The organism is Serratia ureilytica, assembly GCF_013375155.1.
Classification (GTDB): Bacteria; Pseudomonadota; Gammaproteobacteria; order Enterobacterales; family Enterobacteriaceae; genus Serratia; species Serratia ureilytica.
Genome location: NZ_JABXOF010000010.1, coordinates 186259 through 208770, shown reverse-complemented (window position 1 = coordinate 208770; position 22512 = coordinate 186259). Strand labels below are relative to the sequence as shown.

Annotated in this window: 19 protein-coding genes; 16 read left to right on the top strand and 3 right to left on the bottom strand. The window is 60.2% G+C overall.

Features of this window, described 5'->3' with window-relative positions; genetic code table 11:
• Window positions 1-54: 54 nt before the first annotated feature.
• Window positions 55-318 carry a 30S ribosomal protein S20 gene (rpsT, locus tag HWW83_RS19120; protein ID WP_004932960.1) on the bottom strand — a complete coding sequence of 88 codons (264 nt, stop codon included), beginning with the start codon at window positions 316-318 and terminating at the stop codon, window positions 55-57.
• 390 nt (window positions 319-708) lie between these two features.
• Here rpsT and ribF point away from each other — a divergent pair, with 390 nt between their 5' ends.
• The 5 genes from ribF (at window position 709) to ispH (ending at window position 6549) form a co-directional block, all read left to right on the top strand.
• Entirely contained in the window at window positions 709-1647 is a 939-nt protein-coding gene (gene ribF / locus HWW83_RS19110) for a bifunctional riboflavin kinase/FAD synthetase (protein WP_033641817.1), read from the top strand.
• Window positions 1648-1803: 156 nt separating this feature from the next.
• Complete coding sequence (ileS, locus tag HWW83_RS19105; protein ID WP_096242803.1) at window positions 1804-4620, top strand: isoleucine--tRNA ligase; 2817 nt, start codon at window positions 1804-1806, stop codon at window positions 4618-4620.
• 13 nt (window positions 4621-4633) lie between these two features.
• Entirely contained in the window at window positions 4634-5143 is a 510-nt protein-coding gene (lspA, locus tag HWW83_RS19100) for a signal peptidase II (RefSeq protein ID WP_025301524.1), read from the top strand.
• A gap of 1 nt (window position 5144) precedes the next feature.
• Window positions 5145-5615 (top strand): FKBP-type peptidyl-prolyl cis-trans isomerase, encoded by a 471-nt coding sequence (gene fkpB, locus HWW83_RS19095; RefSeq protein ID WP_016929135.1) that lies wholly within the window; start codon window positions 5145-5147, stop codon window positions 5613-5615.
• Window positions 5596-6549, top strand: a complete 954-nt coding sequence (gene ispH / locus HWW83_RS19090) for a 4-hydroxy-3-methylbut-2-enyl diphosphate reductase (protein WP_033641819.1) — start codon at window positions 5596-5598, stop codon at window positions 6547-6549. Before fkpB ends, ispH begins: the two co-directional genes overlap by 20 nt.
• 271 nt (window positions 6550-6820) lie before the next feature.
• Here ispH and HWW83_RS19085 read toward each other — a convergent pair whose 3' ends face one another.
• Window positions 6821-7726, bottom strand: a complete 906-nt coding sequence (locus tag HWW83_RS19085; RefSeq protein ID WP_223525040.1) for a LysR family transcriptional regulator — start codon at window positions 7724-7726, stop codon at window positions 6821-6823.
• 212 nt (window positions 7727-7938) lie between these two features.
• Here HWW83_RS19085 and pvcA point away from each other — a divergent pair, with 212 nt between their 5' ends.
• The 8 genes from pvcA to kefC all read left to right on the top strand — a co-directional run bounded on the left by pvcA (window position 7939) and on the right by kefC (window position 19670).
• Window positions 7939-8907, top strand: a complete 969-nt coding sequence (gene pvcA / locus HWW83_RS19080) for an L-tyrosine isonitrile synthase (RefSeq protein ID WP_033641821.1) — start codon at window positions 7939-7941, stop codon at window positions 8905-8907.
• Window positions 8908-9002: 95 nt separating this feature from the next.
• A complete protein-coding gene (locus HWW83_RS19075) occupies window positions 9003-9866 on the top strand; it encodes a TauD/TfdA dioxygenase family protein (protein WP_033651693.1) in 864 nt (287 codons plus the stop codon).
• A gap of 25 nt (window positions 9867-9891) precedes the next feature.
• Window positions 9892-11151 carry a glycosyltransferase gene (locus tag HWW83_RS19070; protein WP_176589485.1) on the top strand — a complete coding sequence of 420 codons (1260 nt, stop codon included), beginning with the start codon at window positions 9892-9894 and terminating at the stop codon, window positions 11149-11151.
• Window positions 11152-11414: 263 nt separating this feature from the next.
• A complete protein-coding gene (gene dapB, locus HWW83_RS19065) occupies window positions 11415-12236 on the top strand; it encodes a 4-hydroxy-tetrahydrodipicolinate reductase (RefSeq protein WP_142001902.1) in 822 nt (273 codons plus the stop codon).
• Window positions 12237-12706: 470 nt separating this feature from the next.
• Window positions 12707-13855, top strand: coding sequence for a glutamine-hydrolyzing carbamoyl-phosphate synthase small subunit (carA, locus tag HWW83_RS19060; RefSeq protein WP_072022495.1), 1149 nt, complete (start codon window positions 12707-12709; stop codon window positions 13853-13855).
• 16 nt (window positions 13856-13871) lie between these two features.
• Window positions 13872-17096 (top strand): carbamoyl-phosphate synthase large subunit, encoded by a 3225-nt coding sequence (gene carB, locus HWW83_RS19055; RefSeq protein WP_025301533.1) that lies wholly within the window; start codon window positions 13872-13874, stop codon window positions 17094-17096.
• 170 nt (window positions 17097-17266) lie between these two features.
• Window positions 17267-17824 (top strand): glutathione-regulated potassium-efflux system oxidoreductase KefF, encoded by a 558-nt coding sequence (gene kefF / locus HWW83_RS19050; protein WP_033641826.1) that lies wholly within the window; start codon window positions 17267-17269, stop codon window positions 17822-17824.
• Entirely contained in the window at window positions 17817-19670 is a 1854-nt protein-coding gene (kefC, locus tag HWW83_RS19045) for a glutathione-regulated potassium-efflux system protein KefC (RefSeq protein ID WP_033641827.1), read from the top strand. The genes kefF and kefC overlap by 8 nt, the downstream gene beginning before the upstream one ends.
• A gap of 34 nt (window positions 19671-19704) precedes the next feature.
• Here the strand turns inward: kefC and HWW83_RS19040 are convergent, their stop codons facing one another.
• Window positions 19705-20319, bottom strand: coding sequence for a LysE family translocator (locus HWW83_RS19040; protein ID WP_015376619.1), 615 nt, complete (start codon window positions 20317-20319; stop codon window positions 19705-19707).
• Window positions 20320-20447: 128 nt separating this feature from the next.
• On the opposite strand from HWW83_RS19040, the gene HWW83_RS19035 reads away from it, so the two are divergent.
• The 3 genes from HWW83_RS19035 (at window position 20448) to folA (ending at window position 22335) form a co-directional block, all read left to right on the top strand.
• On the top strand, window positions 20448-21248 hold the full coding sequence (locus HWW83_RS19035; protein WP_033641829.1) for a threonine/serine exporter family protein: 801 nt from the start codon (window positions 20448-20450) through the stop codon (window positions 21246-21248).
• Window positions 21245-21709: a threonine/serine exporter gene (locus HWW83_RS19030; RefSeq protein WP_033651687.1), complete on the top strand. Its 465-nt coding sequence runs from the start codon at window positions 21245-21247 to the stop codon at window positions 21707-21709. Before HWW83_RS19035 ends, HWW83_RS19030 begins: the two co-directional genes overlap by 4 nt.
• Window positions 21710-21852: 143 nt before the next feature.
• Complete coding sequence (gene folA / locus HWW83_RS19025; protein ID WP_033637073.1) at window positions 21853-22335, top strand: type 3 dihydrofolate reductase; 483 nt, start codon at window positions 21853-21855, stop codon at window positions 22333-22335.
• The last annotated feature ends 177 nt before the right edge of the window (window positions 22336-22512 follow it).

The following is a 22512-nucleotide window of genomic DNA, read 5'->3' as shown; positions in this document are numbered from 1 at the left end:
GGCGTAAAAAAACCGGCCTGAGCCGGTTTTTTTATCAAGCAGATAACGAAATGCTTATTGCATTGCGTTGATGCGTGCAGTCAGGTTTGACTTATGACGCGCTGCTTTGTTTTTGTGGATCAGGCCTTTAGCTGCCTGACGGTCCACCAGTGGCTGCATTACCAGGAATGCATTTTGTGCTGCTTCTTTGTCGCCAGCTGCGATAGCTGCGTCTACCTTCTTGATGAAGGTACGCACCATTGAGCGACGGCTTGCGTTATGCTTGCGGCGTTTCTCAGACTGTACGGCGCGTTTCTTAGCTGATTTGATATTAGCCAAGGTCCAACTCCCAAATATATTCTATTGAGGACAATTCAAAGGCCGAGGAATATGCCCTTTTAGCCTTCGTTTGTCAATGGATTTGTGCAAATAAGCGCCGTTTGTACAGGCGGCACTCGCTACGTTGTGATGGCGCAGGATTTTACCAGCTTCGCTCTTGGGAATACAGTGTTTCGCGAGAAAATTCGCCAATGATTTGCCGCGGCGGGCGCAAGCCGTTGGCCGCGGTCGAGAATCGGCCCGGCGGCGCGGGATAAACTGCGGTGAAGCCGTTTCACGCGCAGATTATCTCCGGTATGGTATGTCTATTACATAAAGGCACCAATCGCGGGTTAACCTTACCGGCTGTACAAGGTATAATCCGCCGATTTCCACTGTTTTGAGCCAGCTATGGAGCTAATTCGCGGCATTCACAATATCCGGGCGCGCCACCATGGTTGCGTGCTCACCATCGGCAACTTTGACGGCGTACACCGCGGTCATCAGGCGCTGCTGGAGCAGTTGAAGCAACAAGGGCAACGCCTCGGGCTGCCGGTGATGGTCATGATCTTTGAGCCGCAGCCGCTGGAGATGTTCGCCGCAGACAAGGCGCCGGCCCGTTTGACGCGCCTGCGCGACAAGGCCAACTATCTGGCGCAGGCGGGCGTTGATTACCTGCTGTGCGTCAAGTTCGATCCGCGTTTTGCCGCCAACACCGCGCAGGCGTTCGTCGCCGAGCTGCTGGTGGAGAAGCTCGGCGTCAAATTCCTGATGGTGGGGGATGATTTTCGCTTTGGCGCCGGGCGTCAGGGCGATTTTCCGCTATTGCAGCAGGCCGGAAAAGAGTACGGCTTCGACGTGGTCAGCACCCCGACCTTCCGCGAAGGCGACCGGCGCATCAGCAGTACGGCGATCCGCACTGCGCTGAGCGAGGACGATCTGCCGCTGGCGGAGACCCTGTTGGGCCACCCGTACAGCATCTCCGGGCGCGTGGTGCACGGCGATGAGCTGGGCCGCACCATCGGCTTCCCGACCGCCAACCTGCCGCTCAAGCGCCTGGTGGCGCCGGTGAAAGGGGTGTATGCGGTGGAGGTGTACGGCCTGGGGCCGCAGCCGCTGCCGGGCGTGGCCAACATCGGCACGCGCCCGACCGTCGCCGGCGTGCGCCAGCAGCTGGAAGTGCATCTGCTGGATGTCACAATGGATCTTTACGGGCGCCATATTGAGGTGGTGCTCCGCGCAAAATTGCGCAATGAACAACGGTTTGCTTCGCTCGATGCCCTGAAGCAGCAAATCGCCAATGATGTGGTGACGGCCCGGAAGTTCTTCGGGTTAAAAACACTGGTTTAATCGTTTACCCTAAACAATTCGAGTTGCATCGCGGCGGCAACCGCGCGAACCCCGATGAGCTTGCACAGGCAAGTGATTCGGGTGAGAAAGGGCGGCCGACAAAGATGCAGCTTGAAGTGTGACGGGTAAATAGCCGAAAACGGAAACGAGAATCTCATGAGTGACTACAAGAATACCCTGAACTTGCCGGAAACAGGGTTCCCGATGCGCGGCGATCTCGCCAAGCGCGAGCCTGGCATGCTGCAACGTTGGTATGAACAGGATCTGTACGGGATTATTCGTACTGCCAAAAAGGGCAAAAAAACCTTCATTTTGCATGACGGCCCTCCGTATGCGAACGGCAGCATTCACATTGGTCACTCGGTTAACAAGATTCTCAAAGACATTATCATCAAGTCGAAAGGGATGGCCGGCTTCGACTCGCCTTATGTGCCGGGTTGGGATTGCCACGGCCTGCCTATCGAACTGAAGGTTGAGCAGCTGTACGGCAAACCGGGCGAGAAGCTGACGGCGGCCGAGTTCCGCCAGAAGTGCCGCGAATACGCGGCCGAGCAGGTTGAAGGCCAGAAGAAGGACTTCATCCGCCTGGGCGTGCTGGGCGACTGGGAGCGTCCATACCTGACCATGGACTTCAAAACCGAAGCCAACATCATCCGCGCGCTGGGCAAGATCATCAGCAACGGCCACCTGCTGAAAGGCGCCAAGCCGGTTCACTGGTGCACCGACTGCGGCTCGTCGCTGGCGGAAGCGGAAGTGGAGTATTACGACAAGACTTCGCCGTCGATCGACGTGTCCTTCCATGCGGCCGACGCGGCTGCCGTGGCGGCCAAGTTCGGCGTGAGCCACTTCAACGGCGCCATTTCGCTGGTTATCTGGACCACCACGCCGTGGACCTTGCCGGCTAACCGCGCGATCTCTCTGCACCCGGACTTCACCTATCAACTGGTGCAGGTTGACGGCCAGTGCCTGATCCTGGCGGCCGAACTGGTGGAAAGCGTGATGAAACGCGCCGGCATCACCGAGTGGACGGTGCTGGGCAGCTGCAAAGGCGCCGATCTGGAGCTGCTGCGCTTCAAACACCCGTTCATGGACTTCGACGTGCCGGCAATCCTCGGCGAGCATGTGACCCTGGACGCCGGTACCGGTGCGGTGCACACAGCGCCGGGTCACGGCCCGGACGACTTCGTGATCGGCCAGAAATACGGCCTGGAAGTGGCCAACCCGGTAGGGCCGAACGGCTGCTACCTGACCGGCACCTACCCGCTGCTGGACGGCAAGTTCGTCTTCAAGGCCAACGATCTGATCGTCGATCTGCTGCGCGAGAAAGGCGCGCTGCTGCACGTCGAGAAGTTCCTGCACAGCTATCCGTGCTGCTGGCGCCACAAGACGCCAATCATCTTCCGCGCCACGCCGCAATGGTTCATCAGCATGGATCAGAAAGGCCTGCGTCAGCAGTCTCTGGAAGAGATCAAGGGCGTGCAGTGGATCCCGGATTGGGGCCAAGCGCGCATCGAAATGATGGTGGCCAACCGCCCGGACTGGTGCATCTCGCGTCAGCGTACCTGGGGCGTGCCGATGTCGCTGTTCGTGCACAAAGAGACCGAGCAGCTGCACCCGCGCACCGTTGAGCTGATGGAAGAAGTGGCCAAGCGCGTTGAGCAAGACGGCATTCAGGCCTGGTGGGATCTGGACGCGGCCGACATACTCGGCGCGGAAGCCGCTGACTACGTGAAAGTGCCGGATACGCTGGACGTGTGGTTCGATTCCGGTTCTACCCACGCCTCCGTTGTCGACGTGCGTCCTGAATTCAACGGCCACGGCGCCGACATGTATCTGGAAGGCTCCGACCAACACCGCGGCTGGTTCATGTCATCGCTGATGATTTCCACCGCGATGAAGGGCAAGGCGCCGTACAAGGAAGTGCTGACCCACGGCTTCACCGTCGACGGCCAGGGCCGCAAGATGTCCAAGTCGATCGGCAACACCGTCAGCCCGCAGGACGTGATGAACAAGCTGGGCGGCGACATTCTGCGTCTGTGGGTGGCGTCGACCGATTACACCGGCGAGATCGCGGTGTCCGACGAGATCCTCAAGCGTTCCGCCGACTCTTACCGCCGCATCCGCAACACCGCGCGCTTCCTGCTGGCCAACCTGAACGGGTTCGAGCCAAGCACCGATTGCGTGGCGCCGGAAGACATGGTGGTGCTGGATCGCTGGGCGGTCGGCCGCGCGCTGGCGGCGCAGCAGGATATCGAGCAGGCTTATGCCAACTATGATTTCCACGAAGTGGTGCAGCGCCTGATGCAGTTCTGTTCGGTCGAGATGGGCTCCTTCTACCTGGATATCATCAAGGATCGTCAGTACACCGCCAAGAGCGACAGCGTCGCCCGCCGCAGCTGCCAGACCGCGCTGTATCACATCGTCGAAGCGCTGGTGCGCTGGATGGCGCCGATCATGTCGTTCACCGCAGACGAGATCTGGGGCTTCATGCCGGGCAAACGCGCGCAGTACGTGTTCACCGAAGAGTGGTACGACGGCCTGTTCGGGCTGGCGGAAGGCGAGCCGATGAACGACGCTTTCTGGGCTGAGCTGCTGAAAGTGCGCGGCGAAGTGAACAAGGTGCTGGAGCAGGCGCGTGCGGACAAACGCCTCGGCGGTTCGCTGGAAGCGGCGGTGACGCTGTATGCCGACAGCGAGTTGGCGGCGCGTCTGAACAGCCTGCAGGATGAGCTGCGCTTTGTGCTGCTGACCTCTGCGGCAAGCGTTGCGCCATTGGCGGAGGCGCCGGCCGACGCGCAGGCCTCCGAGCTGCTGAAAGGGCTGAAGATCGCCTTCAGCACGGCGCCAGGTGAGAAGTGCCCGCGCTGCTGGCATTACACCACCGATATCGGCCTGGTGGCGGAGCATGCAGACATCTGCGGCCGCTGTGTGAGCAACGTCGCCGGTGACGGCGAGAAGCGTAACTTTGCCTGAGAACTTGCGCCTGATGAGTAAACCAATTTGTTCGACCGGCCTGCGTTGGCTGTGGGTTGTAGTGGCGGTGCTGGCGCTGGATTTCGGCAGCAAACAGTGGATCCTCGCTAACTTTACGCTGGGCCAGTCCCAGCCGTTGATCCCGTCGTTCAACCTGTTTTACGCGCGCAACTACGGCGCCGCGTTCAGCTTCCTGGCCGATCATGGCGGTTGGCAACGCTGGTTCTTCGCCGGCATCGCCATCGCCATCGTCGCGGTGCTGCTGGTGATGATGTACCGCAGCGCGGCGCAGCAGAAGCTGAACAACATCGCCTACGCCTTTATCATCGGCGGGGCGTTGGGCAACCTGTTCGATCGCCTGTGGCACGGTTTCGTGGTCGATTTCATCGACTTTTACGTCGGTGACTGGCACTACCCGACCTTCAATCTGGCGGACAGCTTTATCTGCGTGGGCGCGGCGATGATCGTGCTGGAAGGTTTCCTGTCGCCGGCGAACAAAGGCGCAAAGAGCAAAGGTGAGTAATATGACGGCTCAGGTTATCAGTGACAGCGCGGTGCTGGTTCACTTTACGCTGAAACTGGAAGACGGTTCGACCGCCGAATCCACCCGCAGCAGCGGCAAACCGGCGCTGTTCCGCCTGGGTGACGGCAGCCTGTCGGCGCCGCTGGAAGAGCAGCTGCTCGGCCTGCGCGCGGGCGACAAGCGCGCCTTTACCCTGCAGCCGGAAGCGGCGTTCGGCGCGGAGAACCCGGATCTGGTCCAGTTCTTCTCGCGCCGCGACTTCGCGGAAACCGGCGTGCCGGACGTGGGCACCATCATGCTGTTTACCGCGATTGACGGCAGCGAAATGCCGGGCGTGGTGCGCGCGGTGGCGGAAGATTCGATCACCGTCGATTTCAACCATCCGCTGGCGGGCCATCCGGTGACCTTCGACATCGAAGTGCTGGAGATCGATCCGCAGCAGGAGGAGACGCATGCAAATATTGCTGGCTAACCCGCGCGGCTTCTGCGCCGGGGTTGATCGTGCGATCAGCATCGTGGAACGCGCGCTGGAGCTGTATGGCGCGCCGATCTACGTACGGCATGAAGTGGTGCACAACCGCTACGTGGTCGACAGCCTGCGTGAGCGTGGCGCCGTGTTTATCGAAGAGATCGCCGAAGTGCCGGACGGCTCTATCCTGATCTTCTCGGCGCACGGCGTGTCTCAAGCCGTGCGCGCCGAAGCCAAGGCGCGCGATCTGACCATGCTGTTCGACGCCACCTGTCCGCTGGTGACCAAGGTGCATATGGAAGTGGCGCGCGCCAGCCGCCGCGGCACCGAAGCGATTCTGATCGGCCATGCCGGGCACCCGGAGGTGGAAGGCACCATGGGCCAGTACAGCAACCCGCAGGGCGGCATGTACCTGGTCGAATCGCCGGAAGACGTGTGGAAGCTGCAGGTGAAAGACGAAAACAACCTGTGCTTCATGACGCAGACCACGCTGTCGGTTGATGATACCTCGGACGTGATCGATGCGCTGCGTCAGCGCTTCCCGAGCATTATCGGTCCGCGCAAGGATGACATTTGCTACGCCACCACCAACCGTCAGGAAGCGGTGCGTAACCTGGCCGGCGATGCGGACGTGGTGCTGGTGGTGGGGTCGAAGAACTCTTCCAACTCTAACCGTCTGGCCGAACTGGCGCAGCGCGTGGGCAAACCGGCTTATCTGATCGATTCGGCGGCGGATATTCAGGAAAGTTGGCTGAGCGAAGCGCGCAACATCGGCGTCACCGCCGGCGCTTCGGCGCCGGACGTGCTGGTGCAGGAGGTGATCTCTCGCCTGAAAGCGCTGGGCGGTGTCGACGTGCATGAAATCAGCGGGCGTGAAGAGAACATCGTGTTCGAAGTGCCGAAAGAGCTGCGCGTGGACGTCCGGCAGATTGACTGAGGTGCGTGAGCGAATGACAACGGGGAGCTTAGGCTTCCCGTTTTTTTTGGAATGCCAACGGCATTAAAAATAAAATGCTGAGCATATTCAAATTTTCTGCTAACTAAAGCCAAATTTATTCTGAGTATTTGAAATAGCGGTGGCGTCATTAATTATATAGGCTGAATAAAGTCATTAAATAGAATATCATTAGGCTGCAATCTAAATAGGGCCTGGTGTCGTCAACGTGATTACAATAATTACAATAGTGGTCTTGCAGATGTTTCTTATTTTATTCTTGTCGAATCTGTTCTAGGTCGTTTAATCCTTTCTCCTTTAAATAGAGCTTCATATGCTCCAGCAATCGCCGGACTTTTAATGGCTGGATCTCCCGTCGCGGCATAATGGCATAGCAATTAATTTCCGGTAATCGCCAGTCGGGCAATATTTCAATCAGCTCGCCGCTGCGCAACTCTCGCTCGACGTTGGCGAAGAAATTGCGAATGATGCCTTTGCCGGTCAGCGCCAGCTCCTTCATCGCCATGCCGCTGTTGGTGAACAGTCGCCCGGTCATGCGCATGCGGTGCTCGCCGCCGTCGCGATGGATCAGGCGAACAAACTGCGGATTGCCGAGCGGCGTAAAGGTGACCCAGTGATGTTGCGTCAGCGCCTGTGGCGAATCCGGCACCCCGTAGTTCGCCAGGTAGGCCGGGGAGGCGCACAGCACTTCGCGGCAGCGCGCCAGCCGCGTGGAGACGTAGCTGGAGTCAGCCAGCGCGCCGCCGCGTATCGCCAGATCGATGCGTTGCGCGATGAGGTCTATTCTCTCATCGTGGATTTCCAACCGCAGCGTGATGCGCGGGTGTTCGTCGAGGAAGCTCTGCAGCGCCGGCACCAGATAATGGGTGGCGAATTCGGTCGAGGTGGCGACGCGCAGTTCACCGACCAGCTCGCCGCGCAGCGCGGCGATCCGCTGTTGCCCGCGCTCGGCGGCGTGGATCATCAGCAGACAATCTTCATAAAAGCACAATCCGGCTTCGGTCAGGCTCAATGAGCGCGTCGATCGCAACAGTAATTGAATACCCAGATGTTCCTCCAGCTGGCGAATATGCTGGCTGACGGCCGATGTCGTCATGCCCAATTCTTTTGCCGCCATGCTGAATGCGCCACAATCGACCACTTTTGAGAAAATGGCCATGCGTTTTAAAATATTGCTCATAGTTTGTTAAGCACAACTTAACCTAGATTGTGAGTTATACGGGCTAATAATATAGCACCATCTTTCCTATATTGCCTGAAGCATATAAACGCCGGGCTGATTATTATTTTGCATGCGCTTTATCTCTTTTTGATAAATCTTATTGCGCTTGCCAATAATACACCCGCGCCACATCGCAACAGGAGCTCATTGTGGATAGCGCACAGAAAAAAGAAGAGATAGCATTAAAAATCCTACGTGAATTATTGCAATATCGACGTCGCCTCATCGCCGACGATGCTTCTCTGGCTGAAGAGGAGCGGCAGGTCACTCAGGTGCAATTGCCGCGCATTCGGGCATTCATTGAAAACGACCAGCGCATCGAATTCGTGCTGCCGGCTTTTCCGACCAAGTCACCCAACGCCAATAAAGTGATAGGCGCGGTGCCGGACATGGCGGAGCGGCTGTCGCTGATCTTCCTCAACTCGCTGTGCCAGCGCATTCAACTCTATTACCCGCCGGGCGCGCATATCGTTATCTGTTCCGACGGCCACGTGTTCGGCGATCTGATCCGCGTCAGCGACGAAGCGATCAACCATTATCAACGAGAGATTGAAAACCTGCTGCATGAAGTGGGCGCAACTCACCTGAGCGTGTTCAACCTTGGCGATGTCAAAGGCCTGGCGGAGCATACCGATGACTACGATCTGCTGCGCCGGCTGTTGGTGGACGGTTATGCCGAATCGGAAGAGGCGATCAAGCGCCAGCTGATGCAGGACGAGCAGGGATTAATGCTGTATCGCGCCATCACGCGCTTCTTGTATGAAGACAGCCTCCTGCCGGGCTACAGCGGTTCCAACGCCGCGCTGCAAAAAGACGCCAAACGGCGCGCCTGCGGCGTTATCCAGCGCAGCTGGGCCTGGGGCAACCTGCTGGCCCAGCATTTCCCGGCGGCGATCCGCCTGTCGATTCACCCGCAGCCGGCCGACAGCCTGAAGATAGGCATCCACATGATGCCGACCAAAGACGACTGGCTGACGCCGTGGCATGGCGTGGCGGCCAACGTGAACGGCCAGTTCGTGCTGATGAAGCGTAAAGACGCGCAGAGCCTGGACGGCGAGTTGGTTGAGATCCGCGGCACGCCGAGCCATTACCTGATCGAACAACCGCAGATGGCCTGAGGCCGCTGCATGCTTTTGCGCCCGAAATCCTGACGGGCGCCTTTTTGACGGCACGTTGCCGTGTGAGCAGCACATTCGATGCAAGGAGAATCACCATGAACAACCAACCACTTAATTGCCACATTCAACCGAACACCCCGTTCGGCGCGATCCTGACGCCGCAGCATCCGGGGCAAAAGGTCAGCGAGCTGCCGGTGGCGGCGCTGCGAGCGCTGGCGCAGGAGCACCACTTGCTGGTGCTGCGCGGATTCGACTCCGGTTTCAGCGAGCCGGAAGTCCTGACTCGCTATGCCGAACAGTGGGGCGAGATCATGATGTGGCCGTTCGGTGCGGTGCTGGACGTGAAGGAACATCCGGACGCCAAGGATCATATCTTCGACAGCAGCTACGTCCCGCTGCATTGGGATGGCATGTATAAGCCGACCATCCCCGAGTTCCAGTTATTCCACTGCGTGGCGGCGCCGTCGCCGGACGAAGGCGGATGTACCACCTTCGTCGACACCACGCGCTTGCTGGCCAATGCGGACGAAGCGTTGCTGGAGCAGTGGCTGTCGGTGTCTATCACCTACCGCATCAAGCAGGTGGTGCATTACGGCGGCGAAGTCTGTTCGCCGCTGGTGGTGCAGCACCCGAACGGCAGAGGATTGATCATGCGCTACAATGAACCGCCGACGGAGGGAAAAAAATTCCTCAACCAGCATGCGCTGGAATATCACGGCGTGCCGGCGCAGCAGCAGGAACAGTTCCACCGTACTCTGCAGCAGCACCTGTACGATCCGCGTCACTATTATGCCCACCAGTGGCAACAGGGTGACGTGGTGGTCGCGGACAACTTCTCGCTGCTGCACGGTCGCGAGGGCTTTACCGCCCGTTCCGCGCGTCATTTGCAGCGCGTGCATATTCAAAGCAATCCGGTGTGCGCCAATCTGGCGCTGAAGCCGGCCAACGCAGAAGCTTAAAAGGAGCATTATGGCAAGGATACTGATGGCGGCGGTCGCCACTCCGGGGCACGTCTACCCGATGTTAGCCATCGCTCGCCACCTGATCGCCCAAGGGCATCAGGTGCGGGTGATGACCGGCGCGCTGTTCCGCGAACGCGCCGAAGCGGCTGGGGCGAGCTTCGTGCCGTTCGACGCGCAGGTGGACTTCGACTATCGCCACCTGGAGGCGCATTTCCCCGAGCGCGCCGCGCTGCCGCCGGGCAATGCGCAGATGGCGCTGGCGCTGAAAGATTTCTTCGCCGCGCCGATCCCACTGTTGGATCGTCAGCTGCGTGCGGCCATCGCCGCCGAAAAGACCGATCTGCTGATGGTGGAGAACTGCTTCTACGGCGTGCTGCCGCTGCTGCAGTCCGCCGAACGGCCGCCGGTCTTCGGGATCGGCGTCACGCCGCTGTCGTATTCTTCGCGCGACGCCATTTTCTATGGCCCGCGCATCCCGCCGGCGCTGCTGCCGCGGGCGCTGACCCGCGAGCAATTGGTGGATGAAGCGACGCGGGTGTTGCTTGATGAGGTGCAGCAAAGCTTTGATGCCGCGCTGGTGCAAGCGGGCGGGCGGCCGCTGAATCGCCCGTTTACCGATGCGTTGATCGGCGGCTGCGAGCGTTTCCTGCAGTTGGCCACCACGGCGCTGGAATATGAGCGCGACGACCTGCCGAGCGGCGTGCGCTTCGTCGGGCCGCTGCGCAGCGGTGGTCAACCGGCCGCGGAAGAGGCGCTGTGGGAGGAGGACGATCGTCGGCCGCTGGTGATCGTGTCTCAGGGCACGTTGGCCAATGTCGATCTGCATCAGCTGATCGTGCCGACGCTGCAGGCATTGGCGCATCTGCCGGTGCGGGTGTTGGCTACTACCGGCGGGCGGGCGACCGAAGGGCTGATGGACGCGTTGCCGGACAACGCCCGAGTGCGGGCGTTCATCTCCTTCGAACACTGGTTGCCGCAGGCGGCGCTGCTGATCACCAACGGCGGTTACGGCTCGATCAACTATGCGCTGGATAGCGGTGTGCCGCTGATTGTCGCCGGCACCGGTGAGGACAAGCTGGAGGCGGCCGCGCGCGTGGTGGCCGCCGGTTGCGGCATCAGCCTGCATACCAGCACGCCAAGCGCGGAACAAATACTGGCGGCAGCGACGCGCATTCTGCAACAGCCGAGCTATCGCCGGCGCGCGGCGCTGGTGCAGGAGGACTATGCTCGCCACGATGCGCTGACGGCGATAGCCAACGAAGTGGCCGCCATTACCGCTTGACCCCGCCGCACTCCGTTCCTCAGGCGCCGTTTTCGGCGCCTTTTTTCTGCATTTTTTTGCAATGAAAACTGCATGATTATGTACAATCGTCGCAGGCCGCCAAATCGGTTGAATGTTAATCTCACGACAGCGCCGCTGATGAAAGAAGCGCAATATCATAATTTTCTAATTATGAAATGAATCCTCTGGCGGCGCCGCAGCGGGGCAGTTACCCTGAATCGATAGGTTAATGGGATACGCGTTACATCAAGAAGAGAGCAAGCATGAAAGATTCACAAATCCGCATTGCGATTGCGGGCGCCGGCGGCCGGATGGGCCGTCAATTGATCCAGGCGGTGCAGCAGGCGGAAGGCGTGGTGTTGGGGGCGGCGCTGTCACGACCGGGATCGAGCCTGGTCGGCGTTGATGCCGGCGAGCTGGCGGGCATCGGCGCGCTGGGCGTCAAGGTGAGTGACAGTCTGGATAAAGTGGCGAGCGAGTTCGATATTTTGATCGACTTCACCCGCCCTGAAAGCACCCTGGGCTACCTGGAATTTTGCGTGGCGCACCACAAGGCGATGGTGATCGGCACCACCGGCTTCGATGACGCCGGCAAACAGGCGATCCGCGCTGCGGCGCAGCACATCGGCATCGTGTTCGCCGCCAACTTCAGCGTCGGCGTCAACCTGGTGCTGAAACTGCTGGAGAAGGCCGCGCAGGTGATGGGCGACTACACCGACATCGAAATCGTTGAGGCGCACCACCGCCACAAAGTGGATGCGCCGTCGGGCACGGCGTTGGCCATGGGCGAAGCGATCGCCGGCGCGCTGGGGCGCGATCTGAAAAACTGTGCGGTCTATGCGCGCGAAGGCCATACCGGCGAACGCGATCCGAAAAGCATCGGCTTTGCCACCATTCGCGCCGGCGACATCGTCGGCGAGCACACCGCGATGTTCGCCGACATCGGTGAACGGGTGGAAATCACCCACAAGGCCTCCAGCCGCATGACTTTCGCCAGCGGCGCGGTGCGCGCGGCTTCCTGGCTTCGGAGTCGGGATAAAGGTCTGTTTGATATGCGTGACGTGCTGAGTTTGGACCGGATATAACTAAACTGAATACCATCGTGATGTGGTTGTGTTGATCATAATACTATGATAATAGGGCAATAATTTTATTGTCCTTTTTTTTAACATGATAAATATCGTTTTGATGTTGTTTCCTTGTCAAGGCTGGTATTTGTTTATGTTTACCTTGCTAATTATCTGCTTTTTTTCCACCGTCGGCTTTTTTAGTGTCTTTTTTGGTCCATTCCGACGCCGTTTTCCGTCATTCCTCCCCGCAACCGTTTTCCAGCCCCGGTTTTCTGTGTTTTTATGGCAGCTCAAGCCGCTTGGGCGTCGAGAACTGCAAAAATAAAACAAAAAATGGCGGTTTGGGTAGACAAGCGGAACACTCATCATTAAAATGCGCCCAATTTGCCAAAAATTGGCCTCGCGGACGGTTTTTGCATTGATTTAGATCGCGATATCTGAATTAATATGCAAATATTGTGATTGATTATTCCTCGGAGGATGTTTTGATAAAGTCAGCGCTATTGGTTCTGGAAGACGGAACCCAATTCCACGGTCGGGCCATCGGGGCAGAGGGAACGGCAGTGGGGGAAGTGGTCTTCAATACGTCGATGACCGGTTATCAAGAAATCCTCACTGATCCTTCCTATTCCCGCCAGATCGTTACTCTTACTTATCCTCATATCGGCAATGTCGGCACCAATGCTTCCGACGAAGAATCCTCCGCAGTACACGCCCAAGGCCTCGTCATTCGTGACCTCCCGCTGATCGCCAGCAACTACCGCAGTGAAGAAAGCCTGTCCGACTACCTCAAGCGTCACAACATCGTGGCGATCGCCGATATCGATACCCGTAAGTTGACTCGCCTGCTGCGCGAAAAAGGCGCCCAGAACGGCTGCATCGTCGCCGCCGATTCGCCGGATGCCGCGCTGGCTCTGGCCAAGGCGCAAGGTTTCCCGGGGTTGAAGGGCATGGATTTGGCGAAAGAGGTCACCACTCAAGAGGCCTACAGCTGGCAGCAAGGCAGCTGGACGCTTGAAGGCGACCTGCCGGAAGCCAAAACCGCCGCGGAACTGCCGTTCCACGTGGTGGCTTACGACTACGGCGCCAAGCGCAACATCCTGCGCATGCTGGTGGATCGCGGTTGCCGCCTGACCGTGGTGCCGGCGCAGACCCCGGCCGACGAGGTGCTGAAAATGAATCCGGACGGCATCTTCCTGTCCAACGGCCCGGGCGACCCGGAGCCGTGCGCCTACGCCATCGCCGCCATCAAGCAGTTCCTGGAAACCGACATTCCGGTGTTCGGCATCTGTCTGGGTCACCAGCTGCTGGCGCTGGCCAGCGGGGCGAAAACCATGAAGATGAAGCTCGGCCACCACGGCGGCAACCACCCGGTGAAGGATCTGGACAACAACACGGTGATGATCACCGCGCAGAACCACGGCTTCGCCGTCGATGAAAACGACCTGCCGGCGAATCTGCGCGTGACGCACAAATCGCTGTTCGACCACACGGTGCAGGGCATTCACCGCACCGACAAGGCGGCGTTCAGCTTCCAGGGGCACCCGGAAGCCAGCCCAGGCCCGCACGACGCCGCGCCGCTGTTCGATCACTTTATCGAACTGATTGAGACTTACCGTTCTAACGCCAAATAATCAGGAGCAGTAAAAAATGCCAAAACGTACAGACATAAAAAGCATCCTGATCCTCGGCGCTGGCCCGATTGTTATCGGCCAGGCGTGTGAGTTCGACTACTCGGGCGCCCAGGCGTGTAAAGCGCTGCGCGAAGAGGGTTACCGCGTCATTCTGGTCAACTCCAACCCGGCGACCATCATGACCGACCCGGAAATGGCCGATGCGACCTACATTGAGCCGATCCACTGGGAAGTGGTGCGCAAGATCATCGAAAAAGAGCGTCCGGATGCGGTTCTGCCGACCATGGGCGGCCAGACGGCGCTGAACTGCGCGCTGGAGCTGGAGCGTCAGGGCGTGCTGGCCGAGTTCGGCGTCACCATGATCGGCGCAACTGCCGATGCCATCGACAAGGCCGAAGACCGCCGCCGTTTCGACGTGGCGATGAAGAAAATCGGTTTGGATACCGCGCGTTCCGGCATCGCGCACACCATGGAAGAAGCGCTGGCGGTAGCCGCTGACGTCGGCTTCCCGTGCATCATCCGTCCTTCCTTTACCATGGGCGGCACCGGCGGCGGCATCGCCTACAACCGCGAAGAGTTCGAAGAGATCTGCGAACGCGGTCTGGACCTGTCGCCGACCAACGAGCTGCTGATCGACGAATCGCTGATCGGTTGGAAAGAATACGAGATGGAAGTGGTGCGTGATAAGAACGACAACTGCATCATCGTTTGCTCCATCGAAAACTTCGACGCCATGGGCATCCACACCGGCGACTCGATCACCGTTGCGCCGGCCCAGACCCTGACCGATAAGGAATACCAAATCATGCGCAACGCCTCGATGGCGGTGCTGCGTGAGATCGGCGTTGAAACCGGCGGCTCCAACGTGCAGTTCTCGGTTAACCCGAAAACCGGCCGCCTGATCGTCATCGAGATGAACCCGCGCGTATCGCGCTCTTCGGCGCTGGCGTCGAAAGCCACCGGCTTCCCGATCGCCAAGATCGCCGCCAAACTGGCGGTGGGCTATACCCTTGATGAGCTGATGAACGACATCACCGGCGGCCGCACCCCGGCGTCGTTCGAGCCGTCCATCGACTACGTCGTGACCAAGATCCCGCGCTTCAACTTCGAGAAGTTCGCCGGCGCCAACGATCGCCTGACTACCCAGATGAAGTCGGTCGGCGAAGTGATGGCCATCGGCCGCACTCAGCAAGAGTCGCTGCAGAAAGCGCTGCGCGGTCTGGAAGTGGGCGCCACCGGTTTCGATCCGAAAGTGAGCCTGGACGATCCGGAAGCGCTGACCAAAATCCGCCGCGAGCTGAAAGACGCCGGTTCCGACCGCATCTGGTACATCGCCGACGCCTTCCGCGCCGGTCTGTCGGTCGACGGCGTCTTCAACCTGACCAACGTCGATCGCTGGTTCCTGGTGCAGATTGAAGAGCTGGTGCGCCTGGAAGAGCAGGTGGCAGAAGCGGGCATCAACGGCCTGGACAAAGACTTCCTGCGCACGTTGAAGCGCAAGGGCTTCGCCGATGCGCGTCTGGCCAAGCTGGCCGGCGTCGCCGAGAGCGAAATTCGCAAGCTGCGCCACAGCCACGGCCTGCATCCGGTGTACAAGCGCGTGGATACCTGCGCGGCGGAATTCGCTACCGACACCGCCTACATGTACTCCACCTATGAAGAAGAGTGCGAGTCCAACCCGACCAACGACCGGCCGAAAGTGATGGTGCTGGGCGGCGGGCCGAACCGTATCGGCCAGGGCATCGAGTTCGACTACTGCTGCGTGCACGCTTCGCTGGCGCTGCGTGAAGACGGTTACGAGACCATCATGGTCAACTGCAACCCGGAAACCGTCTCCACCGACTACGACACCTCGGACCGCCTGTACTTTGAGCCGGTGACCCTGGAAGACGTGCTGGAAATCGTGCGCATCGAGAAACCGAAAGGCGTTATCGTGCAGTACGGCGGCCAGACCCCGCTGAAGCTGGCGCGCGAGCTGGAAGCCGCAGGCGTGCCGATCATCGGCACCAGCCCGGACGCCATCGACCGTGCCGAAGACCGCGAACGCTTCCAGCAGGCGGTCAACCGCCTGGGCCTGAAGCAGCCGGCCAACGCCACCGTCACCGCCATCGAGCAGGCGGTCGAGAAGGCGGCGGGCATCGGTTATCCGCTGGTGGTGCGTCCTTCCTACGTGCTGGGCGGCCGGGCGATGGAAATCGTCTATGACGAAACCGACCTGCGCCGCTACTTCCAGACCGCGGTCAGCGTGTCCAACGATGCGCCGGTGTTGCTGGATCGCTTCCTGGACGATGCGGTGGAAGTGGACGTCGATGCTATCTGCGACGGCGAGCGCGTGCTGATTGGCGGCATCATGGAGCACATCGAGCAGGCGGGCGTGCACTCCGGCGACTCCGCGTGTTCGCTGCCGGCGTACACCCTGAGCCAGGAAATTCAGGACGTGATGCGTCGCCAGGTGGAAAAACTGGCGTTCGAGCTGCAGGTGCGCGGCCTGATGAACGTGCAGTTCGCGGTGAAGGACAACGAAGTTTACCTGATTGAAGTTAACCCGCGCGCCGCGCGTACCGTGCCGTTCGTCTCCAAAGCGACCGGCGTGCCGCTGGCCAAAGTGGCCGCGCGCGTGATGGCGGGCAAAACGCTGGTTGAACAGGGCGTGACCGAAGAGATCATCCCGCCGTACTACTCGGTGAAAGAAGTGGTGCTGCCGTTCAACAAATTCCCGGGCGTCGACCCGATTTTGGGGCCGGAAATGCGCTCTACCGGGGAAGTGATGGGCGTGGGCCGCACCTTCGCGGAAGCTTTCTCCAAAGCGATGCTGGGCAGCAACTCGGGCATGAAGAAACAGGGCCGCGCGCTGCTGTCGGTGCGCGAAGGCGACAAGGCTCGCGTGGTCGATTTGGCCGCCAGCCTGCTGAAGCAGGGCTTTGAGCTGGACGCGACCCACGGCACCGCGGTGGTGCTGGGCGAAGCGGGCATCAACCCGCGCCTGGTCAACAAGGTGCACGAAGGGCGTCCGCACATTCAGGACCGTATCAAGAACGGCGAGTACACCTACATCGTCAACACCACGGCAGGCCGTCAGGCGATTGAGGACTCCAAGCTGATTCGCCGCAGCGCCCTGCAGTACAAGGTGCACTACGACACCACGCTGAACGGCGGCTTCGCCACCGCGATGGCGCTGAAAGCGGATCCGACCGAGCAGGTGACATCGGTGCAGGAAATGCACGCGCGTATTGGTAAGTAACCGCGCGAGAACGCTACGCCAGGGCGCTGCAGATGCAGCGCCCTTTTTTATTCAGTGAATTTGTAGGCTGGCGTTAAAAATTTCCGCTATCAATCAGTGGGCAAACTGTCACTCTATGTGATTGGTATATGCTTGGTGTATTGGCAAGGAACGAAGGAACGACGATAACAATGATTCTGATAATTTATGCTCACCCGTATCCCCGGCATTCGCACGCCAATCACCGCCTGCTGCAGGCGGTGAGGGATCTTCCCGAGGTGGAGGTGCGCTCGCTGTATGAGCTGTACCCCGATTTCAATATCGATATCAACGCCGAGCAACAGGCGCTGGAGCGCGCCGACATGGTGGTGCTGCAGCATCCGATGCAGTGGTACAGCTTCCCGCCGCTGTTGAAGCTGTGGATCGACAAAGTGCTGGAGCACGGCTGGGCCTATGGCCACGACGGCAACGCGCTGGTGGGCAAAGACTGCCTGTGGGCGGTGACCAGCGGCGGTGACGAGCACCATTTCGAACTGGGCGATTTTCCCAACTTCGCCGCGCTGGCGCAGCCGCTGCAGGCCACGGCGATCTATTGCGGCATGAACTGGCAGCCGTACTTCGCCCTGCACAACACCTTTACCTGCAACGAACCGGCGCTGATCGCCGCCGGCGAAGCCTACCGGCAGCGGTTGGTCGACTACCTGATGGAACATGCCGAAGCGGAAACCCGGGAGGCCAGCCATGGATAACCACCACATGATGATCGAGGGGCTGATCTATCTCGGTTCCGCCGCGCTGTTCGTGCCGATTGCGGTGCGCCTGGGGCTGGGTTCGGTGCTCGGTTACCTGATCGCCGGCTGCATTATCGGCCCCTGGGGGCTGAAGCTGGTGTCGGATGCCGAGTCTATCCTGACCTTCGCCGAGATCGGCGTGGTGCTGATGCTGTTTATCATCGGCCTGGAGCTGGATCCCAAACGGCTGTGGACGCTGCGCGCCTCGGTGTTCGGCGGCGGCAGTATTCAGATGGTGGGCTGCGGCCTGGCGCTGAGCGCCTTCTGCTACTTCCTCGGCCTCAACTGGAAGGTGGCGCTGCTGATCGGTTTGACGCTGGCGCTCTCATCGACCGCCATCGCCATGCAGGCGATGAGCGAACGCAATTTGACGCCGTCGCCGATCGGCCGCAGCGCGTTTGCGGTGTTGCTGTTCCAGGATATCGCGGCGATCCCGCTGGTGGCGATGATCCCGCTGCTGGCCAGCAGCGGCGCCACCACGACGCTGGGCGCTTTCGTACTGTCGGCGGCCAAAGTGGTGGGCGCGTTGACGATGGTGGTGCTGCTTGGCCGCTACGTCACCCGCCCGCTGCTGCACTTCGTCGCCCGTTCGGGCATGCGCGAGGTGTTCAGCGCCGTGGCGCTATTCCTGGTGTTCGGCTTTGGCATCCTGCTGGAGATGGCCGGGTTGTCGATGGCGATGGGGGCGTTCCTCGCCGGGGTGCTGTTGGCGAGCTCGGAATACCGCCACGCGCTGGAGAGCGATATTCAGCCGTTCAAAGGGTTGCTGCTGGGGCTGTTTTTCATCGGCGTCGGCATGTCAATCGACTTCGGCACGCTGTTCCATCATCCGTTGCTGATCGCCTCGTTGCTGCTGGGCTTTATGCTGATCAAGGCGGCGTTGCTGTGGCTGGTCGGCCCGCTGCTCGGGGTGCCGAAGCGCCAGCGCGGCCTGTTCGCCATTCTGCTGGGGCAGGGCAGTGAGTTCGCCTTCGTGATCTTCAGCGCCGCGCAGCTGGCCGGCGTCTTGCCGGTTGAATGGGCCAAGTCGCTGACGCTGGCGGTGGCGCTGTCGATGGCGGCCACCCCGCTGCTGTTGGTGATCGCCGCGCAGCTGGAAAAAAATGCGCCGAAAGAGGATCGCCCGGCTGACGTCATTGATGACGAGAACGCCAGCGTGATCATCGCCGGCTTCGGCCGTTTCGGCCAGATCGCCGGTCGTTTACTGTTGGCCAACGGCGTGCACACCGTGGTATTGGATCACGATCCGGACCATATCGAAACGCTGCGTAAATTCGACACCAAGGTGTTCTACGGCGACGCCACGCGCGCCGATCTGCTGGAGGCGGCCGGCGCCGCTCACGCCAAGGTGCTGATCAACGCCATCGACGATGTGGAGGACAGCCTGGCGTTAACCGAGCTGGCCAGGCAGCACTTCCCGCATCTGAAAGTGGTGGCGCGGGCGCGCGACGTCGATCATTGGTATCAGTTGCGGCAGTTGGGGGTGGAAAAACCGGAGCGCGAAACCTTCGAAAGCTCGCTGCGCGTCGGCCGTGAAACGCTGGAGCTGCTGGGGCTGGACGCCTATGAGGCGCGCGAGAAAGCGGACACTTTCCGCCGCTATAACCTGAAGATGCTGGAAGATACGCTGGATAATTACCAGGATACTGAATTCCGTATCGCCAGCCTGCAGCGGGCCAAGGAGATGCTCAGCGCGGCCATCGAGCAGGATCAGAATCGGCTGGCGCGGGTGCAGCAGACCGGCTGGCGCGGCAGTATCGACGGCAAGGCGCCGGAAGACGAAGTGGTGGAAGCCAAAGGATAAGGGGAGGGGCGCCGTGATGGCGCCCCTTTTTTGCTTAGCTCAGCGCGACCTTGATGCCTAAGGCGATCAACATGCCGCCCAGCAATTTGTCGACGATCTTCTGCGTCTTTTCCAGCCCGCGGCGCACCGGCCCGCTCTGGATCAAAAACACCAGCAGCGGCCACCAGATGACCGACAGGCCGAGAATAATCCCCGCGTACCACAGCTTGTCACCCAGACCGGAATCGATCTGCAACACCTGGGTGAAGACCGCCAGGAAGAACAGGGTGGCTTTCGGGTTCAGCAGGTTGCACAGGTAGCCTTGCGCAAAGGCGCTCTTCAGGCTGACCTGTTGCTGCGGCAGATTGCTGACGTTCATTTTGCCGCCGCCGCGCGACAGCAGCGCCTGGATGCCGATCCACACCAGATAGACCGCCCCGGCGTATTTCAGCAGGTTGAACAGCCACGGCGTGGTGGTGATCACCACCGCCAGCCCGGCGACGCAGTAGGACATGTGGGTGGCGACGCCGCAGATCACGCCGAAGGCGGTCATCATGGCGGCCAGACGCGGGTACCGGGCGGCGTTTTTGATCACCAGGAAAAAATCCGGGCCGGGGGAAAGCATGCCGAGGGCGGCAATGCCGGCGACGAACAGGGAAGTTTCAAGCATGGGAGGCGTCTCGCGCAAAAGGCAGCATGTTGGCGATAATAACGCCGCTTCCTCTGATGCGCATCAACCCAATGAGGTATTGTTAGGCTCTATGATAATAATTCATCTATCGCCAGCGACGGAGCAACATGCAGCAGACTACCGCCACAGACAGGCCGGAACCGCACCGGCAACAGCGTGAAATCACCCGCTTGTGCATTCAATGCGCGCTGCTGCTGTTGCAGCACGGCGCCGAGAGCACGGTGGTGGAGCAGTTGTCCACCCGCCTGGGGTTGGCGCTGGGGATGGACAGCGTGGAAAGTTCAATCTCCGCCAATGCGGTGGTGTTGACCACCCTCAGCCACGGCGCCTGCCTGACCACGACCCGCAAGAATGTCGATCGCGGCATCAATATGCAGGTGGTGACGGAAGTGCAGCATATCGTGATCCTCGCCGAGCATCACCTGGCGGATACGCACGACGTGGCGCGGCGCTTCGAAAAGATCCGGCCGCTGCGCTATCCGCGCTGGCTGGTGGTGCTGATGGTGGGGTTGTCCTGCGGGTGTTTCAGCATGCTCAACGGCGGCGGCGGTGACGCCTTCCTGGTGACTTTTATCGCCAGCGGCGCGGCGATGCTGGTGCGCCAGATCCTCACCGCCCGCCATATGAATCCGCTGATCAATTTTTGCCTGACGGCGTTTGTCGCTACGTCGATATCCGGGCTGCTGCTGCGCCTGCCGGTGTTTAAAGAGACCTCGAGCGTGGCGATGGCCGCCAGCGTGCTGCTGCTGGTGCCGGGCTTCCCGCTGATCAACGCGGTGGCCGACATGTTCAAGGGGCACGTCAACACCGGGCTGGCGCGCTGGGCGATGGCCAGCCTGTTGACGCTGGCGACCTGTATCGGCGTGGTGATGGCGATGTCGCTGTGGGATCTGCGGGGGTGGTCATGAGTCTGCTGTGGGCATTGTTGCAGGAGATGCTGTTGGCGGCGGTGCCGGCGCTGGGCTTCGCCATGGTGTTCAACGTGCCGCTGCGCGCGCTGCGCTATTGCGCGTTGCTCGGGGCAATCGGGCGCGGCTCGCGCATGCTGATGATGCACGTGGGCATGAACATTGAGTGGGCGTCGCTGCTGGCGGCGATCCTGATCGGCATCATCGGTATCTATTGGTCGCGCTGGCTGTTGGCGCATCCGAAGGTGTTCACCGTGGCGGCGGTGATCCCGATGTTCCCCGGCATTTCCGCCTATACCGCGATGATAACTGTGGTGGAGATCTCGCATCTGGGCTACAGCGAGGCTTTGATGGAGACCATGATCACCAACTTCCTCAAGGCCAGTTTCATCGTCGGCGCGTTGTCGATCGGCCTGTCGTTACCGGGTCTGTGGTTGTACCGCAAACGCCCCGGCGTGTGAAATTCCCCGGCAAAAGAACGTTGGTTATTAGATATGCTGATAAGAGCTATCTTATATATTCATCTTGCTTGATTAGCCTATCGACGGCACTCAGGCCTTTACGTATAGTGTCACCAATTTTGCTGCCTACACAGGGTTAAACAATGATTATCAGCCTGATCGCTGCCTTGGCGGCGGATCGCGTTATTGGCATGGAAAACGCCATGCCGTGGCACCTGCCGGCGGACCTTGCGTGGTTTAAACGCAACACGTTGAATAAGCCGGTTATTATGGGCCGCAAGACCTTCGAGTCCATCGGCCGCCCGCTGCCGGGCCGTCACAATATCGTTTTGAGCAGCCGCCCGGGCAATGCCGCCGGGGTGACCTGGGTGACCTCGCTGGATGAGGCGCTGGCCGCCGCGGGTGAGGTGGAAGAAGTAATGGTGATCGGCGGTGGGCGCATCTATACCCAGTTGCTGCCGCGCGCCGATCGCCTGTACCTGACACACATCGACGCCGAAGTCGGCGGCGATACTCACTTCCCGGATTACGAGCCGGACGAGTGGGAAACCACGTTCAGCGAATTCCACGACGCCGACGATCTGAACTCGCACAGCTACTGCTTCGAAATCCTGCAGCGCCGCTGATCTCAGCGCGTTAGCCAGTCATCCCCGGGGGCGCAAGCAATTGCGCCCCCGGTCTTTTTGCGCCGGTCATTCGTAACCTTTCCGTCACATTACCTGATTAGTATGAAGCCCAACTCCGAGCGCCACGGCAACTCTGGTGAATCTTGACCGCGGCGCCATAACTAAAAAGGTAACCAC